Source organism: Chryseobacterium oryctis, from assembly GCF_025971925.1.
Classification (GTDB): domain Bacteria; phylum Bacteroidota; class Bacteroidia; order Flavobacteriales; family Weeksellaceae; genus Chryseobacterium; species Chryseobacterium oryctis.
The window spans coordinates 25,379-41,422 of record NZ_JAPDHV010000002.1 but is presented as its reverse complement, the minus strand read 5'-3'; the positions used below and the strand labels follow the sequence as shown (position 1 = coordinate 41,422).

The following is a 16,044-nucleotide window of genomic DNA, read 5'->3' as shown; positions in this document are numbered from 1 at the left end:
AGTGTGTGTTATTTAGTTAAACTTCTTTTAAGTTTTAGTAATAAATGAAATTGTCTGGCTTTAAGAAGCAAAAATAAAACTTTTCGATAATAACTGGAGTATAAATAATGGTTGTTGTCTAATGTTAATGTTAACGTATGCAGAGATTTGTATGTTTCTTCTTTGTTTAATTTCTTTCCGATAATTCCCTGATCTATACTTGCCTCAACAATATCCCAGTCAACCTGATAAAGGTATTTTTTTATTGCTTTTTCGTTGGGTTTTTTGAAGGCAATAAAATTCTTTATAGCAGAGTGTAATGTGAACAGTGTGTTGAATGAATGCTGTACTCTACTTAAAGAGTTTTCTGTATATTCATAATGGTAGAGTGCAGCGTCAATGATTTTTATGGCTTTAATTTGTTTTATATATTCAAGGAAAAACATCAGATCTTCACCATAGCTGATATCTTTATTGAAGGTAATACTGTTTTTTATAATAATTTCCCTATCATAAAACTTTACATAAGGAGCACCATAATACAGCAGATTATTTTTAATGAATAATTCTGAAAAGTCATTTTTTAACTGATAAGTTTTGTAGTATAATTCTCTAGGCTTGCCTCGAATAAGATTTTGAATCAGCAATGTATCAGAAGATTGGTAATTATCAATAAAAACTTGAAGATAGTTTTTTTCTACCCAGTCATCGGAATCTATAAAGCAGATTGCCTGTCCTTTAGCGTGAGAAATACCAATGTTTCTTGTATCGCTTACTCCGCTGTTTTTTGCTTTATCAATGACTTTTACTCTTGTGTCTTTTTCAGCATAAAAATTCATTATTTCTAAAGAATTATCTGGTGAACCATCATTAATTAGAAGTAATTCAAATTCCGGATATGTTTGTGCCAAAACAGAATCAACACATTTATGCAAAGTGTTTGCAGCATTGTAAACAGGAATAATAACGGATATTAAAGTATTTCTTTCCATTGCTGTATTATTTTTTCTTTCTTCCATTTGTGTGATTCCTCATAAGATGACTTCATAAGTGCATTGAGATGTTCTTCGTTTTGTGTAAGCAATTGTAGTTTTGAGACAAAAGATGGCTTGTCGTGAACAGGTATTAGAAAACCATTGTTTTCATTTATGATATCGGATGGTCCAAATTCACAATCGTAGGCAATAAGGGCATTGCTACAAAACATTGCTTCTAATAGTACCAACCCAAATGCTTCACTCAAAGATGTAAATGCGAAAATTTTTGATTTTTTCAGTAGTTCAGAAATTTCTTCAGGACTTTTTATACCAAGTAAAAAAACGCTTTCGTCTAGTTTGTTTTCTTTAATGTAAGCTGCAATGTTATTCTTTTCTGGCCCATCTCCGATGATCTGTAATTTCCAGTCAGAAGATGTTTTAGTATCATTAAATATTTTTACAACGTCAATTGCATTTTTAGTTTTATCTAATCTTCCAACGAAACTTATGATGTTTTCTTTTTCATTACTTTCAATAAATTTAACGTCTTCATAAATATTATCGATAATATTGGGAATAAAGAACGTGGTATTAAAGTGTTCATAATACTTTACAGATGGCTTATTGATGCAGACAATGTGCTTCAGATTTTTATATTTTTTTCTTAATAATTTGTCATAAACAATACCTCCGACTCTGAAAGAAGAATGTTCCCAAGCAATCGTTTTTTTACTAATTACTTTGTCAAGCGAAAGCATTACAGAAAGTTTGTACCAGCATGAAACAATAGTGTCGTAATTATGATGATTTTCTTTAATCCATTCTTTAAGAACCTGATATGAGCCTAAATCATAGAAATACGCATGGATATTATAAACTTTCGGAATAGAGATGTATTTCTTCTTGAGATGAGTGGCAAATTTTGAATATTTATTTGAAAAAGAATCGATGTAATGTTTTTTTATGGTGGGATCTATAGAATAAAAATCCTGATGTGGAGCCATCAAAAAAAGTATTTCGATATTATATCCCTGTTTTGCTAGCTCAGAAGTTAGGTTTGTAAGAACTTTTGCTACACCACCAGGTTTAAGATTCTGGTAATATATAAATAGAATTTTTTTTTGAGCCATTTGTGTATTTTGTATTATTTAATCCTTCTTGCTTTTTTGAATTTATAAGGAAGGTTTTCTTTCAAATATTTGTCTAGCTTCTTTTTGTCCGCTTCTAATTCCCTAGGGTATTTAGGAGAGTTTTTCAATACGATATCTCCATAGTCTTCAATGGTACAAAGGAATTGTGCAGGATTTCCAACAAAAACAGTACCATCGGGCATAGATTGTGATAGTACAGAATTAGCACCTAAGATACAATTATTTCCAATTTGAACATCCTGCATAATGACTGAGTTTATACCAATCATACAGTTGTTCCCAATCTTTATTCTTCCAACAATTCTTGCGTCTTCGTATCCAGGGAGTTTTTTAAGAAGGGAAGCCGTACCACCATGATTTACGAATCTTACTCCTGCTGCAATATTCACATCATCTCCTATTTCGATAAGATAAGGTTCGGTGCCAAAATAAATTTTGTCGGGCATAAAGAAGTTCTTACCTACTTTCATTCCCTGATATTTTGCAACCTCTAAGCTTGCTTTATTCAAAAAAGTATGATAAGTAGAATATATCTTTAATATAATTCTAAATATAAAAATCATCATTATTGTAAATTGTTTTTTACTTTTGCAAAGAAAAAAAAATTTAATGATAAAAGTTTCCCAAATAGAATATTATTTACCTCCAAATATTCTAACCAATGAAGATTTGGAAAAAGAATTTCCCGAATGGAGTTCTGAAAAGATTCAGGAAAAAGTAGGTATCAGCCAAAGACATATCTCTTCTGATGCGGAAACGGTCTTAGAACTTGCTATAAAGTCTTCCGAAAAACTTTTTGAGAATTACGACAAAAATAACATCGATTTCATACTTTTTTGTACACAAAGTCCTGACTATTTTTTGCCAACTACAGCGTGTATTTTACAGGATAAGCTAGGGCTAAGAAAAAATATTGGCGCAATGGATTTTAATCTAGGATGTTCAGGTTTTGTATACGGATTGGCTTTTGCAAAAGGTTTGATTTCTGCAGGTATAGCCAAAAGTATTCTATTGGTCACTTCAGAAACTTATACCAAACATATTAATCCGAAAGATAAGGCTAATCGCAGTATTTTTGGAGACGCATCAGCTTCTACGATTGTCGAAAAGTCTGAAATATCAAAAGATTATCAGTTCTGTCTTGGGACAGATGGTAGTGGAGCAGAAAATCTGATGGTAAAAAAAGGAGCCTTCAAAACAAATTTTGAGCTGAATCCTAATAATGAGTTTAATCCGGAAAATCTTTATATGGATGGTCCTGAAATATTTAATTTTACTATTGGGAATATTCCGAAGCTTGTAAAGGAAACTTTGGAAGTGAATAATTGCACAATGGATGATATTGATTATTTTGTTTTCCATCAGGCAAACTCTTTTATGCTGAATTATTTGAGAAAAAAAATAAAGATTCCCGTAGAAAAGTTTTATATTGATATGGAATTTACAGGAAATACTGTTTCAGCAACCATACCTATTGCTTTGAAAAACATGATGGATAAAGGAATTGTGAAGAAAGGGGATAAGGTTTTATTGGCTGGTTTTGGAGTTGGATATTCTTGGGGAGCAACAATATTAGAAATTTAAATTTATAAAAATCATTAAAAAAGACATATGAAGAAGTCAGTTTTTTTAGAAAAATTACAAGAAGAATTAGAAGAGGATGAAACTCTTACGGTAGATACAAATTTGAAAGGTTTAGAGAGTTACGATTCTGTAAGTTTACTGTCTATAATAGCTTTTGTGGATGAAAACTTCAATAAAACTATCGATACCAAGCATTTTAAAGATATTGAAACAATTTCTGATTTAATGAATGTTATCGGAATTGAAAATTTTGAAGACTAATGAATTCTTTTTCATTAAAAAATAAAACTATTCTTATTACAGGCGCTTCTTCCGGTATCGGGAGAAGTTGTTCTGTAGAATGTAGTAAAAATGGTGCAGATTTAATTCTGATTGCAAGAAACGAACAGGAATTGGCAAAAACAGTGTCGTTATTAGATTCTGCTTCAAAAGTAGAAACTATTATAGCAGATATTACCAACTGTGAGAATCTTGAAAACCTTATCGAAGAAAAAGTTGCCATTTTGGGCAAAATTTCTGGGTTTATTCATTGTGCAGGGCTTGAAAAAACACTGCCGTTTAAAAAGCATTCTGCCCAGTTGTTTAATGATATTTTTGCGGTAAATGTTGTTTCAGGATTCGAAATCGCTAAAATTTTATCTCTTAAAAAATATAAAACCGAAACTTCAAGTTTTGTTTTTATTGCTTCGGTTGCCGGAATAGTAGGAGAGAAAGGTAAATTGGCTTATTCAGCAAGTAAAGGGGCTGTAATTTCAGGGGTTCGTTCTATTGCAATGGAACTTGCAAAAAGTAACGTTCGGGTAAATAGTATTAGCCCGGCTATGATAAATACTCCAATTTTAGAAAAAATGTTTGAAAATATAGGAGATGAGGCTTCCCAAGAAATCATCAAACAACATCCATTGGGTATTGGTGAGCCGGAAGATGTGGCAAATGCGTGTGTTTTCCTTTTATCAGATGCTTCAAAATGGATTACAGGTTCAAATTTGGTAGTTGACGGAGGTTATTCTGTGGGCTAATTTTATTTATTATAAACCTCTAGTATAATTTCTTCCACTGCATCAAATATTTTTTGATTATCAAATTCTTTTTCGATGTCGATGAGGTTGTTTTGAATTTCTTTAACTAAGTTTTTGTTGGATAAAAATTCTTTCATGGCTTTGTATAAACCTTCTTCAGAATATTCTGTTAAGTAGCCTGTTTTATTGTTTTTAATCATTTCAGGAATTCCTCCAACATTTGTTGCAATAATCGGTTTTTGAAGAATAAGAGTTTCTGCTATAATCAATGGCCAGCCTTCACTTTCCGAAGGCATAATATAGAAATCTGCATTTTTTACATAAGGATACGGATTCATTTGCGTACCCAATAATTTGAATGAATCTTGGAGATCTAATTCTTTAATTCTTGCAGCTAGAAGGTTATAATCTTCACCATCACCAATTACGATTATTTGATGAATAAATCCGTCATCAATGAGTCTTTTATGAGTTTCTAAAAGTGTTCTGTAGCCCTTTCTATAATGTAATCTTCCTACAGAAACAAAAGTAGGGATGCTGTCAAAATCAGGTTTGAATGCTTTCGCTTTTAGTTTTAATTCATCTATCGGAATAGCGTTGAGAACAACTTTTCCGGGAGGAAGTTTTAGTTCAGGATAATTTTTATCCAATACATCTTTACATTGCTGTGAGCCGTAAATAATGTAATCAAACTGCTGCATATTCTTGAAAATCTTTTCTCTGTAGGGTTTAAAGCCTTCCTGTGTGAGATCAGAATGAAGCCATGCAATTTTTTTAGAATTCTTATTGCTGGAATTAAGAACAGAAGAGTAAGCGGCATAAGTAGGTGCAATTTCTACATCATACTTATCTTGTAAAATCTTGTCTGCAATTTTCGGATTTTTCTCTGCTTTTTCTAGTTTTATTTTTCTTTTTGCAAGTTGAAGTTTCTGAATGATAGAATTATTAGAAAAATCTTCTTTTCCTTCGGTAAGATATACTTTTCTTACATGTTTAGGGATTTCATTTCGTAGTTCTCCTTGATTTAGATTCAAGCATAGAGTCATCTCAAATTTTTCCGGATTGAGATGATTAAGCATACTTAAAATCACTTTTTCTACACCCCCCATTTCCATAGAACGGTGTCTGAAAAGAACCTTTATCTTGTTAACAGACATTCTAAAATACTTTTTGCAAAAGTAATGAGATTTTTTTCTTTATACGAAATGTAATAGTGTTTTGGTATTCTAATAGATCGTAAATGTCCTGTGGGTTTGTATATGTTTCAGGGATATGTTTTCCATGAATTGTTTTCAGGTTCCTACGTTTCATTGTATTGAAAATTACCTGTGCGAAATACTCTTTTGTTTTTGGTCTATTGTCATTTTGTGAAATTCCACCAGAGTGTATTCTGTAGTAATAATTGTTTTCGTTAATGAAATGAACTTTACCCTTTTCATACATTTTTAAATAAAGATCCTGATCTTCTGCAATTTTTAATGAGGTGTTCATTTTTTCCGTTTGCATATAAACATCTTTTCTAAAGGCTACAAAATGAACAATATGAACTGGACAGTTAAAAAAATATGGATCGTTATTGATGACTTGCTTTGTTGAAAATTCAATTCCTAATGGTTTGAAATTTTCATCAAATTTTGAGAATTTTGAATAACATAATACCACATCTTTTTCTTTCTCAAAAACAATAATGTTTGCCCGTAAAGCATTCGGGGATATCGCATCATCTGGGTCTACAAACCCACAAATGTCACCATCTGCAAGTTCAATAAGTTTAGCTTTCGTTATGCCAACACCTGAGTTGGTTTCGTTTTTAAATAATTTGAAACGTTTATCACCGTCTATTAATCTGGTAATAATTTCAACAGAGTTATCAGTGGAGCAATCATCTAGAATAATGACTTCCCAATTTGAATAGTTTTGGGCAATAATTGAATTATAACAATTTTGAAAGAATTTACCATTGTTATAGTTGGCAATAAGAATCGAAAATTTCATTTATCAAAAGCATGTGTTCGTAATGCAAATATGATGATAAAATTGATATGTTTTGTTTTTTAAAAAGAAATAATTTCATATTATGTTCGGTTATGTTGATTTTAGATAAGTGGATATTATTTTAGACTATTTTGCTAGATATAATATTGTTATTTATTAATAATATTGATTGGCGATTTTATAGTTCATATCTTTCATGAGAACTATGGCTGTTTATGTGATGAAAACCTCCTGTTGGAAATAAATTAATGATAGTTAAATAAAAATATTTATTTTTGCAAATTAAAACCAACACAGTGAGCGAAATAACAAGAGTTCTCAAAACGTTTATTGCCTATCTGAAAAGGCCGGATCTCTACCCCGAATTAGGTAGAAAAATCATTAAGAATACTGTTAATAGAGGCAATGCTTTTAAAGGGAAAGAAAAGACCAATTCATGGGCTGCCACAAAATCTATTTCTCAGCAAGAAGCTATCATAAAGCTTTTTGGTGCAGATATGACACCTTTCAGACGTGAATTTCAAGATATTTTGAAAACAGCTCAGCAAAAAGAAATAGAATGTCCTGTGAAAATGGGAGGTCCTGGAGCTTTAGAGCTGATCTATTATGCTTGTGAGTTTACAAACGCCAAAAATGTTGTGGAAACGGGTGTCGCTTATGGCTGGTCTTCTTTAGCAACTCTTTTGTCTTTAGAAAAAAGAAATGGAGTGCTTTATAGTTCAGATATGCCATATTTGGCTCAGGACGGAGATAGATTTGTAGGCTATGTAGTTCCTAAGAACCTAAAATCAAATTGGAAATTGTTCCGTTTTGCTGATAAAGAATCTTTACCTAAAATTTTCACTGAATGTTCTTCTTTTGATGTTCTTCATTATGATTCAGATAAAAGTTATAATGGTAGGATGTGGGCTTATGAAGAACTTTACAAAAAATTAAGAAAAGGAGGGGTATTTATCAGTGATGATATTGGTGATAATTCTGCTTATCAAGATTTTTGTGAAAAAAATAATATAGAAACTACAGTAGTAGAGTATGAAGGAAAGTACATTGGGGTTTTTATAAAGTAATTTTTATTATATTTATTACATTAAAGAAAATTCTATGCTCTTTAATTCTATTGCCTTTCTTATTTTTTTACCCATCGTTTTTATTTTATACTGGTGCGTATTCAATAAGAATTATAAATTCCAGAATATACTTTTATTAGCAGCTAGTTTTTATTTCTATGGCTGTTGGGATTGGCGTTTTCTGTTTCTTTTGATGTTTTCAATTGGGTTGGACTATTTTTCCGGAATCCAAATTGAAAATAGTAAAACAAAGAGACAGGCGACAATCTGGTTGATCATAAGTATTGGTATTAATCTTGGTTTTTTAGGTTTTTTCAAATACTACAACTTCTTTATCGAAAACTTTGCTGAATTACTGAAAGCGTTTGGTTTTGGGGTGAATATGTGGTTGCTGAAGGTGATTTTACCAGTAGGTATTTCTTTTTATACTTTCCACGGATTGTCTTATGTAATAGACGTTTATAAGAAACGAATTCCTGCAGAGAGAAACTATGTGGATTATGCTGTTTTTGTGAGCTATTTCCCATTATTAGTTGCAGGACCTATTGAAAGAGCAACCCATCTATTACCACAAATCCAGCGAAAGAGATCTTTCGATTATCAAAGAGCAAAAGACGGAATGTCTCAGATTCTTTGGGGATTTTTCAAAAAAATGGTTATTGCAGATAATTGTGCACCTATTGTTAATGAAATATTCAGTAATTATCAAACGGAAAGTGCAAGTAATCTTGTTGTGGGAGCTGTTCTTTTTGCATTTCAGATTTATGGAGATTTTTCGGGTTATTCAGATATAGCATTAGGAACATCAAGACTATTTGGAATTGAATTGTTGAAAAACTTCTCTTTCCCATATTTTTCTCGTGATATTGCTGAATTCTGGAGAAGGTGGCATATTTCATTGTCTTCATGGTTTAGAGATTACCTGTATATACCTCTAGGTGGAAGCAAAGGAGGATTGGGAATGAAAATAAGGAATACCTTTATTATTTTTTTGGTAAGTGGTTTTTGGCATGGAGCCAATTGGACATTTATTATTTGGGGTGGACTGAATGCATTGTTTTTCTTACCCCTCTTGATTGCGGAAAAAAACAGACATAATCTGGAAGTGGTTGCAATGGGGAAAATTATTCCTTCATTTAGAGAGGTTTTGAGTATTTTGATAACTTTTACTCTTACTTGTTTTGCATGGATTTTCTTCAGGGCAGAGAGTGTTTCTCATGCGATTGGATATATTAAAGGGATTTTTAGCCAAAGTTTATTTACATTTCCTACAGAGTTCAGACCTGTTTTATTGGGCTTAATTATTTTTATGCTTGGAATGGAGTGGATGAACAGAACTCATAATTATGGATTGAAAATTCAGGAAAGAAAACCCATGGTTCAGGCTGTTATCTATATTGTAGTAGCTTATTTGATATTGAATTTTGCCAATTTTGGCAGTAATGAATTTATTTATTTTCAGTTCTAAATGAAAAGATTTCTTTCCATATTGTCTTTATTTATTGTCATAATGTTTATTATTGGCTTGATAAAGCTTGCTTTTAGCCCAAATAGCAACTATTCTTATCCTTTCCTTAATGCTAAGCTGGAATATTTAAAAAAGCATCCTGAATATAATCTTTATTTTATCGGAAGTTCTAAAATCAATGACCAAATTGACTGTAAATTAATTGATGAAAATATCAAAGGTCTAAAATCGTATAATTTGGGAGCAAATGCAGGATTTAATCTGGAAAATTTCCAAACCTTGGAATATGTTCTCGAAAATTCTTCTTTTAAGCCAAAATATATTGTTCTTGAGCTTCAGGATAAAATTAATATTACAAAACTTAATCTGAAAACTGAAAGAAGTTTTGGGGCTTTCAATTTTGAAAATACGGTTTTTGCAAGTAAGTTTCAAAAAGAGGAAGGAAACTATAAACAAATTGCGTTGTCTTGGGCATCATTTATTTTAAATGTTTTTCATTTTAATAAACATTCTGATGAAAGAGCTGTTGAGAATGCACACAATAGGATGATTGATGAGAATCAGGGTTTTTCTCCATTAGAGTATAGTGTGGTGAAAAGAACAGAGGAAAAGGAACTTAAGAAAGTTATACAAGATAGATTGAATAGATATCATCAAGATAAGGAGGCTCATAAACCCAATAAAGCATTGGTTGACAAAATTAATGGACTAGCTGAGAAATGCAAAAAAAGGAATATTCAGCTTATCATGTTTATTCCAGGTCCTGCAGAACCGGATGCTAAAAAACTGGAAGCCTATAAAAATGCATTCAAAGTTCCTGTAATAAGTCTTATAAATCCGGCTGAACATCCTGAGTTTCATTTGTATGAAAACAGATGGGATTATGGACATTTAAATGAAAAAGGATCGAAAATTCTTTCCCAGAAAACTGTTCCTCAGTTAAAAAGAATTTTAAAATTAGAATAGAAATTTGAATTATATTAAAATTAGTTAAATACTTTTAAAAACTTCATGTATTTTATTTAATAATCTCTGAAGTTTGAATTTGGCAGTTGGAAACTTTAGGATCTGGTTGTTCTGAATCCAGAAACTTATACCCTTTATCAATTAATATTGCTTTAAATAAAAGAACTGCTGAATTATTCTTTTCATTACTATCCTTATAATTTTTATAAATGATATTTATAGATTTATCATTTGTCTTGCAGATAAGTGTTTCATATTTAGGAATATGTTTTATAATGCTTTCAGAATGTTTAATCAAAGTAAAACTGTTTATTCCCAATGTAAATATTACGAAAACTTTTGCATAATTAATGATTGATCTAGGTATATTGAATGCTATTAGTAAAACCAGATAGAGATAAACATTACTTTTAATTCTTATGGTATCATCAATTCTTGTAGTATAATAGCTGTATAAAAGGGTTAATAATATTCCGATAAAAGAAAATGCTAAATAGAGATTGAAGTAGCTTATTTTCTTTCCTTTTTTGAGTAAAACTAAAAATGCAGTAATAATTAGAACAGCACCAACAAAAATATTTATGAAAGAGATTTTATTGAGAAGTCCTTTATGAATGATTGCATTAAGAAAACTAAAATCTTTACATGTTGACACTGAAATTCTGGAAATAAACTCTATACAGTTTTCAGGTTCAATATGAAGGTGATCTCTTTGCCCTAATGGGAAACCACAGTACAAATAATTAATCAACAAATAAGACAAAACTCCGAATAATGTTGAAATAACCAAGAAACTATATGATTTTATGGAATATTTTTTCTTAAATGTAATATACCCTAGAAAAGCTATTGCTGTTGCAAAGACAAATACTCCCGAAAATCTTATAGAGGTTAGAATGAAAAATAATATTGCAAGAGAAAAAATCCTTTTTGTATTGAAGCCTCCCTCTATGATTTTGTAAACAAAATAAATGATAAGATAATTAAAAAAATAATATACAGATTCTGATAATGTCAGAGTATATAATCCGAGAAAAGGATAAAATGAAAAAATAAATAGAGTCTGTGGAAAAAAGAACTTCTTTTTATAGGAGAACAGTATAATACCAATATATGAAAGAATATTGATAAGTTTAGAAGCGATAATTAAGCTTCCTGTAAAGAGACTAAAAATATTAATAAGAAAAGGATAACCTAATGGAAAGTTAACCTTATAGTCCCAAAAATCCTGTGCCTGTTGAAGGTACTGAATGCTATCCGGAGTAAACTCTCCTGAAGAATATATAATCCTTAAAACAAAATAAGCAATTACTCCAAGAAATACTAAAATATCAAGAGCAATTGATTTCTTTTCTCTTTCAGATAATATTTTTTCCATCAAAATAAATTTTTCCTGAAGTTAATATTAAATAACCCGGAACGAATACTTGGGTAATCTGTTATTAAATATTTTGCTATCATTCCCCATTTTTTGGGTGTTGGAGCAATAGCAATTTCAAAACTACGATGCATTCTTTTAATATGGGTTTTGATGTCTTGTGGAATAGTGTTTTCACTTTCTGCCCACTTATTAACTTCTCTCCAAAGAAGAACTCTGGTTGTAGCCGGATTTATTTTCCCTGAATCTACTTTTGTAATTCTGTTATCTTCATGTACTCCCCTTACTGATACAGCTTTATCTAAAATGCCAGGATAAAGATCTAAATAATATGATAGACGAAATAAAAATTCTGTGTCCTGATGAAGCCTTAAATGTGTTTTGAAAAAAGGATTTATTTTTTTTAAAGATTCTCTGCGAATAGTTAATGCATCCAAGCTAAAAAGTCCAAATGAGCCCTTCATATGTAGCTGTCCTGGGAAAACATCTTTGGGAGGATGTTTTTTGTAGACTGTAGTTAATCTGTCTTCAAACAAACTATAATATTGCTCTTTTGCTTTTTCCGAATAGTAATGTACACCTATTGCTCCATAAACACCTTCTACTTCAGGATTTTTAAAAAGTTCTTTTTCCGCATCGAACCTATTGGGGAGGAAATAATCATCAGCATCAAGAAATGCAATAAAATCTCCGGTTGCTTTTTCTAAAGCTAAATTTCTTGTCGCTCCAGCCCCATGATTTCCTTTATCAGGATGCTGAAAAAGTTTTACTCTGTCATATTTTTTAGCTAAATTTTGGCAAACTTCCAAAGCATTGTCCGGAGATTTGTCTTCAACTAGAATCACTTCATATACTTCCTCAAATTGCAGGGCAGATTCTACTGCCTGAGTAATATATTTTTCGGCATTATATACTGGTGTTATAACAGAAACTTTTATCACAGTGTTTTATATAATAATATTTTTGTACTTGAAATTAAGAAGGTTTATTTAAAAGATATTTTAGGGAAAATCTGTTTTATCTTTATGCCTAAATCTTTATATAATTTAGGGTAAGCCTTTTCGTTTCCCCAAATACCATATTTTTGTTTTTCTCTAATATAAGAAGTAATGAAAACCTGATTTATAGGCTTTATTTTGTCGATTAATTCTTTACAAATAATAGGGTTTTCATCTATAGTTTCATCAAATCTTATGTATATATGTAAGGAATCTTCTGGTTTTAGGATTTCTTTAAAATTAAGAACTGTTTGATGAAAAAAATCAACATCATTAGAGTCTTTAAATTTATCTATTTCCAATATATATAGATAAGCAACAGGGGTTTCTTTTATGATGTTTAATAATCTTTTACTTCGTTTTTCGAAGGTTTTTCTTAGATTGGCATCCGTTAATACCGCTTTTGCATGAGTAAATTCTGCATTTGGATATTTTTCTGCATAGGTATTCCCTTCTTCATTTTTTTGAAGATTATGAAGAAAATATTCAAACTTTTCTTTGATGTTATCACTTACGATTTGTAATCCCAAAATGGGTTTTAGACGAATCCAGTCGTAGGGTAAACTCTGAGTACGGATATTTAGAATATCCAGAGAATGTGCAGCATGACAGTCTCTTCCAATAGGAACAATGAATTTTTCTGACTTGTACCTTTTTTTTATTTCTAAAAAATATTTGTATTTAGTTCTAGGTACATAAATTAAAGGTATTTTCATTATTGTGTATTTACTTGTGGAGGTAATAAAATCTATATTTAGTCTTTAATATTTTATAATTATAAAAAATTGCAGAAACAAAGGTAAAAAATTTTGCTATACCCTTTTTTCGGGCAATTTTAAATGTAAGATAGAAAAGATAAATATGTTCTTTATAAATATTATCGATATTGGAATCTTTTGCCCATTTATATATCGATTCCCTCAATAATAGTTGTCGCTTGTCAAATTCAGGGGAAAATTTTTCGATTTTCGTTATCCGATTATTATCATGTATTCCTCTTATTGCAATCGCGTTATCAATAATTCCTGATTTCAGATAACAAAGGTAAGATAATTTTACGATGAAATCTGTATCCTGATGAACTCTCAAATCTTTATTAAATCTAAGAGCAACCCTGTTTAACGCTTTTTTTCTTATCGTTAAAGTATTAAGATGGAAAAATGCTCCAAAAGGTTTAGGTGTTAATCCTAATAGGCCTTCAAAAACGTCTCTGCCTTCTGCAGAATAATTTACGGTAGTTAGCTTTAAAGACCTAAATTTTTTGTCATATTCTTCTTTTCCTTTTTCAGATAAAAATTCTACACCAATTGCTCCAAATGTTCCTTCTATTTTAGGATCTTTAAAAATTTCTTTCTCAACATCAAAGCGATTGGGAAGGTAATAATCATCAGAATCTAAAAATGCAATAAACTCTGATTGCGCTTTTTCTAATCCTAAATTTCTTGTTGCTCCCGCTCCGTGATTTCCTTTGTCAGGATGTTGATATAATTTAATTTTGGTATTTTGAAGAACTAATCTTTGGCAGACTTCCAGAGAATTATCTGTTGACTTATCTTCAATTAAGACGATTTCTTTTACTTCATCAAATTGCAAAGCCGAATTTACAGCCTTTTCTAAAAATTCTGTTGCGTTATAAACAGGTATGATTATAGAAACTTCAAACATTATAAAAACGATTGATTATTGTGTGCCCAAAGTGCTAATTGCAATAGATTCCAATGTTTTTGATCCTTATTCAAGAATTTTTGAGTTGAATTGAAATCAATAAAATTAAAAACTTTTTGGTTAGGATTTTTAAGCAAATCATTAGAAAGATTCATTAGATTCTCTTCTTTAAACCAATCATTAACACTCATTCCGAAGCCTTGTTTATGTCTATTTCTGATTGTATCAGTCCAATAAGAATTCATAGATTCACGAAGAATAATTTTATCCTGCTCATTATTCAGTTTTAATTGCTCTGGAAGCTGAATGCAAAATTCTGCAAAATCAATATCCAAAAACGGAGTTCTTACTTCCAAAGAATTTGCCATTGCCATTCTATCAGATTTTACCATCATATTTCCCGGAACATATTTTTCTAAATCTACTCTCATAATATCATTTAGAGAGTCAGGACGTGGAGTAAAACTATATGATTGCTGATAATTTGAACTTATTCCTAATGATTTTCTTTCGTTTTCGTTGAAGAAGTTTCTTACAGAGTTTTGATGGAAATCTAAAATACTAGCATGTTCCAGATTTTTCTGTGAAACGTAAGATAGTTGTTTTAAGTTCTTATATAGCTTAAGACCAAATTGTGTTACAATATTCTTATAACTGAAATGTTTTCTCAGTTGGTTTTCGGTTCTATAAAAATTATATCCTCCAAATAACTCGTCTCCTACATCTCCAGAAAGTACTACGGTAAGATTTTTTCTTGCACTTTTACAAATTTCATAGTGCGGAAGATACGATTTGTCTGCAAAAGGTTCATCTAAAAATGGAGAAACCTTTAAAAGAGATGTTGCCAAATCTTGTTTCTTCTCATGAATTTCTATGTGGTTGGTTTTATACTTTTCGGCAATTTCTTTAGCATATTTGAGCTCACTATCTTCATGATCATAGCCAAAACTTATTGTAGTTTGCTGAGGCAGAAACTCGCTTACCAAAGCAACAATTGAAGATGAATCTAATCCTCCACTTAGGAAACTCCCGACTTCAACGTCTGCGATAAGTTGTTTTTTTACAGCATTTTTCAGAAGATAAATAAACTCTTCTTTTGCATCTGATAAACTTATGCTTCTGTCTTTTGAGGGCAGGTTGTAATATCTTGAAATATTGACATTTCCATCTTTCCATGTTAATTGGTGGGCAGGTGGAAGAGTATGAATATTTTTATAAATACTTTGATATGTGTTTACATAGCCATATTGTAAATAATGTGATAATGCTTCATTATTAACTTGTGGCTGAATCAATCCTGACGCTAAAATTGATTTGATTTCGGAAGCGAAAATAAATTCGTTGTTTTTTCCGATAGCATAGAAAAAAGGTTTTTCTCCGAAACGATCTCTTGCACAGAATAATTGTTGCTTTTCTTCATCCCAAATGGCAAAAGCAAACATTCCGGGAAGATCATGAATAAGATTTTCTTGTTTTCTCTGATACATTGCAAGAATTACTTCTGTGTCTGAACTTCCTCGATAAGGATATTCCAGGTATTGATTTTTTATGGTTTGGTAGCCATAAATTTCACCATTCAGAACGATACATTCTCTTTTAGTATTAGAAAACATAGGTTGTTTTCCGTTTTCGGATAAATCTATGATGGAAAGTCTGCGATGTCCCAAAGCAGCATTGTCATAAAATTCATGATCTGAAGCATCGGGACCACGATGTTCCATTGCATCAGTCATTTTCTGAATTTCGGACTGATAATTTCGGGCATTGTTAGCAAAGATTCCGGCTATTCCACACATC

The 16,044-nt window shown here is 30.9% G+C and carries 16 protein-coding genes; 6 read left to right on the top strand and 10 right to left on the bottom strand.

The window, feature by feature from the left end; genetic code table 11:
* Positions 1 to 8: 8 nt before the first annotated feature.
* The 3 genes from OH806_RS03955 to OH806_RS03945 are packed head-to-tail and all read right to left on the bottom strand — an operon-like array spanning position 9 to position 2,673.
* On the bottom strand, positions 9 to 998 hold the full coding sequence (locus OH806_RS03955) for a glycosyltransferase family 2 protein (protein WP_264742373.1): 990 nt from the start codon (positions 996 to 998) through the stop codon (positions 9 to 11).
* Positions 953 to 2,086 (bottom strand): glycosyltransferase, encoded by a 1,134-nt coding sequence (locus tag OH806_RS03950; protein WP_264742372.1) that lies wholly within the window; start codon positions 2,084 to 2,086, stop codon positions 953 to 955. The genes OH806_RS03955 and OH806_RS03950 overlap by 46 nt, the downstream gene beginning before the upstream one ends.
* 14 nt (positions 2,087 to 2,100) lie before the next feature.
* The gene (locus OH806_RS03945) at positions 2,101 to 2,673 is read right to left on the bottom strand and encodes an acyltransferase (RefSeq protein ID WP_264742371.1); all 573 of its coding nucleotides are present in this window, start codon (positions 2,671 to 2,673) and stop codon (positions 2,101 to 2,103) included.
* 43 nt (positions 2,674 to 2,716) lie between these two features.
* On the opposite strand from OH806_RS03945, the gene OH806_RS03940 reads away from it, so the two are divergent.
* From OH806_RS03940 to OH806_RS03930, 3 genes are read left to right on the top strand one after another with little or no spacing between them, the layout of a single operon-like run.
* Positions 2,717 to 3,691, top strand: a complete 975-nt coding sequence (locus tag OH806_RS03940; protein ID WP_264742370.1) for a 3-oxoacyl-ACP synthase III family protein — start codon at positions 2,717 to 2,719, stop codon at positions 3,689 to 3,691.
* A gap of 27 nt (positions 3,692 to 3,718) precedes the next feature.
* Positions 3,719 to 3,952 carry a phosphopantetheine-binding protein gene (locus OH806_RS03935; RefSeq protein ID WP_264742369.1) on the top strand — a complete coding sequence of 78 codons (234 nt, stop codon included), beginning with the start codon at positions 3,719 to 3,721 and terminating at the stop codon, positions 3,950 to 3,952.
* Positions 3,952 to 4,710 (top strand): SDR family NAD(P)-dependent oxidoreductase, encoded by a 759-nt coding sequence (locus OH806_RS03930; RefSeq protein WP_264742368.1) that lies wholly within the window; start codon positions 3,952 to 3,954, stop codon positions 4,708 to 4,710. The genes OH806_RS03935 and OH806_RS03930 overlap by 1 nt, the downstream gene beginning before the upstream one ends.
* 2 nt (positions 4,711 to 4,712) lie before the next feature.
* On the opposite strand, the gene OH806_RS03925 is transcribed toward OH806_RS03930, so the two are convergent.
* Together OH806_RS03925 and OH806_RS03920 are read right to left on the bottom strand one after the other, a co-directional pair.
* Positions 4,713 to 5,867 carry a glycosyltransferase gene (locus tag OH806_RS03925; RefSeq protein WP_264742367.1) on the bottom strand — a complete coding sequence of 385 codons (1,155 nt, stop codon included), beginning with the start codon at positions 5,865 to 5,867 and terminating at the stop codon, positions 4,713 to 4,715.
* Position 5,868: 1 nt separating this feature from the next.
* Positions 5,869 to 6,705, bottom strand: coding sequence for a glycosyltransferase family 2 protein (locus tag OH806_RS03920; RefSeq protein ID WP_264742366.1), 837 nt, complete (start codon positions 6,703 to 6,705; stop codon positions 5,869 to 5,871).
* A gap of 296 nt (positions 6,706 to 7,001) precedes the next feature.
* Between OH806_RS03920 and OH806_RS03915 the strand changes: the two genes are divergently transcribed.
* From OH806_RS03915 to OH806_RS03905, 3 genes are read left to right on the top strand one after another with little or no spacing between them, the layout of a single operon-like run.
* Entirely contained in the window at positions 7,002 to 7,772 is a 771-nt protein-coding gene (locus OH806_RS03915) for an O-methyltransferase (RefSeq protein WP_264742365.1), read from the top strand.
* A gap of 34 nt (positions 7,773 to 7,806) precedes the next feature.
* Positions 7,807 to 9,240 (top strand): MBOAT family O-acyltransferase, encoded by a 1,434-nt coding sequence (locus tag OH806_RS03910; RefSeq protein WP_264742364.1) that lies wholly within the window; start codon positions 7,807 to 7,809, stop codon positions 9,238 to 9,240.
* A complete protein-coding gene (locus tag OH806_RS03905; RefSeq protein ID WP_264742363.1) occupies positions 9,241 to 10,206 on the top strand; it encodes a hypothetical protein in 966 nt (321 codons plus the stop codon).
* Positions 10,207 to 10,258: 52 nt separating this feature from the next.
* Here the strand turns inward: OH806_RS03905 and OH806_RS03900 are convergent, their stop codons facing one another.
* Genes OH806_RS03900 through asnB form a run of 5 tightly spaced genes read right to left on the bottom strand, consistent with a single transcriptional unit; the run spans position 10,259 to position 16,043 of the window.
* A complete protein-coding gene (locus OH806_RS03900; RefSeq protein ID WP_264742362.1) occupies positions 10,259 to 11,584 on the bottom strand; it encodes a hypothetical protein in 1,326 nt (441 codons plus the stop codon).
* Entirely contained in the window at positions 11,584 to 12,525 is a 942-nt protein-coding gene (locus tag OH806_RS03895) for a glycosyltransferase family 2 protein (protein ID WP_264742361.1), read from the bottom strand. The genes OH806_RS03900 and OH806_RS03895 overlap by 1 nt, the downstream gene beginning before the upstream one ends.
* A gap of 44 nt (positions 12,526 to 12,569) precedes the next feature.
* Positions 12,570 to 13,298 (bottom strand): papain-like cysteine peptidase, encoded by a 729-nt coding sequence (locus OH806_RS03890; protein ID WP_264742360.1) that lies wholly within the window; start codon positions 13,296 to 13,298, stop codon positions 12,570 to 12,572.
* A gap of 10 nt (positions 13,299 to 13,308) precedes the next feature.
* On the bottom strand, positions 13,309 to 14,247 hold the full coding sequence (locus OH806_RS03885) for a glycosyltransferase family 2 protein (protein WP_264742359.1): 939 nt from the start codon (positions 14,245 to 14,247) through the stop codon (positions 13,309 to 13,311).
* Positions 14,247 to 16,043: an asparagine synthase (glutamine-hydrolyzing) gene (asnB, locus tag OH806_RS03880; RefSeq protein ID WP_264742358.1), complete on the bottom strand. Its 1,797-nt coding sequence runs from the start codon at positions 16,041 to 16,043 to the stop codon at positions 14,247 to 14,249. The genes OH806_RS03885 and asnB overlap by 1 nt, the downstream gene beginning before the upstream one ends.
* Position 16,044 lies beyond the last annotated feature (1 nt).

Excerpts from the sequence above, each read along its gene's own strand:
- OH806_RS03955 (WP_264742373.1), bottom strand. The coding sequence starts at position 998 with ATGGAAGAAAGAAAAAATAATACAGCAATGGAAAGAAATACTTTAATA.
- OH806_RS03950 (WP_264742372.1), bottom strand. The coding sequence starts at position 2,086 with ATGGCTCAAAAAAAAATTCTATTTATATATTACCAGAATCTTAAACCT.
- OH806_RS03945 (WP_264742371.1), bottom strand. The coding sequence starts at position 2,673 with ATGATGATTTTTATATTTAGAATTATATTAAAGATATATTCTACTTAT.
- OH806_RS03940 (WP_264742370.1), top strand. The coding sequence starts at position 2,717 with ATGATAAAAGTTTCCCAAATAGAATATTATTTACCTCCAAATATTCTA.
- OH806_RS03935 (WP_264742369.1), top strand. The coding sequence starts at position 3,719 with ATGAAGAAGTCAGTTTTTTTAGAAAAATTACAAGAAGAATTAGAAGAG.
- OH806_RS03930 (WP_264742368.1), top strand. The coding sequence starts at position 3,952 with ATGAATTCTTTTTCATTAAAAAATAAAACTATTCTTATTACAGGCGCT.
- OH806_RS03925 (WP_264742367.1), bottom strand. The coding sequence starts at position 5,867 with ATGTCTGTTAACAAGATAAAGGTTCTTTTCAGACACCGTTCTATGGAA.
- OH806_RS03920 (WP_264742366.1), bottom strand. The coding sequence starts at position 6,705 with ATGAAATTTTCGATTCTTATTGCCAACTATAACAATGGTAAATTCTTT.
- OH806_RS03910 (WP_264742364.1), top strand. The coding sequence starts at position 7,807 with ATGCTCTTTAATTCTATTGCCTTTCTTATTTTTTTACCCATCGTTTTT.
- OH806_RS03905 (WP_264742363.1), top strand. The coding sequence starts at position 9,241 with ATGAAAAGATTTCTTTCCATATTGTCTTTATTTATTGTCATAATGTTT.
- OH806_RS03900 (WP_264742362.1), bottom strand. The coding sequence starts at position 11,584 with ATGGAAAAAATATTATCTGAAAGAGAAAAGAAATCAATTGCTCTTGAT.
- OH806_RS03890 (WP_264742360.1), bottom strand. The coding sequence starts at position 13,298 with ATGAAAATACCTTTAATTTATGTACCTAGAACTAAATACAAATATTTT.
- OH806_RS03885 (WP_264742359.1), bottom strand. The coding sequence starts at position 14,247 with ATGTTTGAAGTTTCTATAATCATACCTGTTTATAACGCAACAGAATTT.
- asnB (WP_264742358.1), bottom strand. The coding sequence starts at position 16,043 with ATGTGTGGAATAGCCGGAATCTTTGCTAACAATGCCCGAAATTATCAG.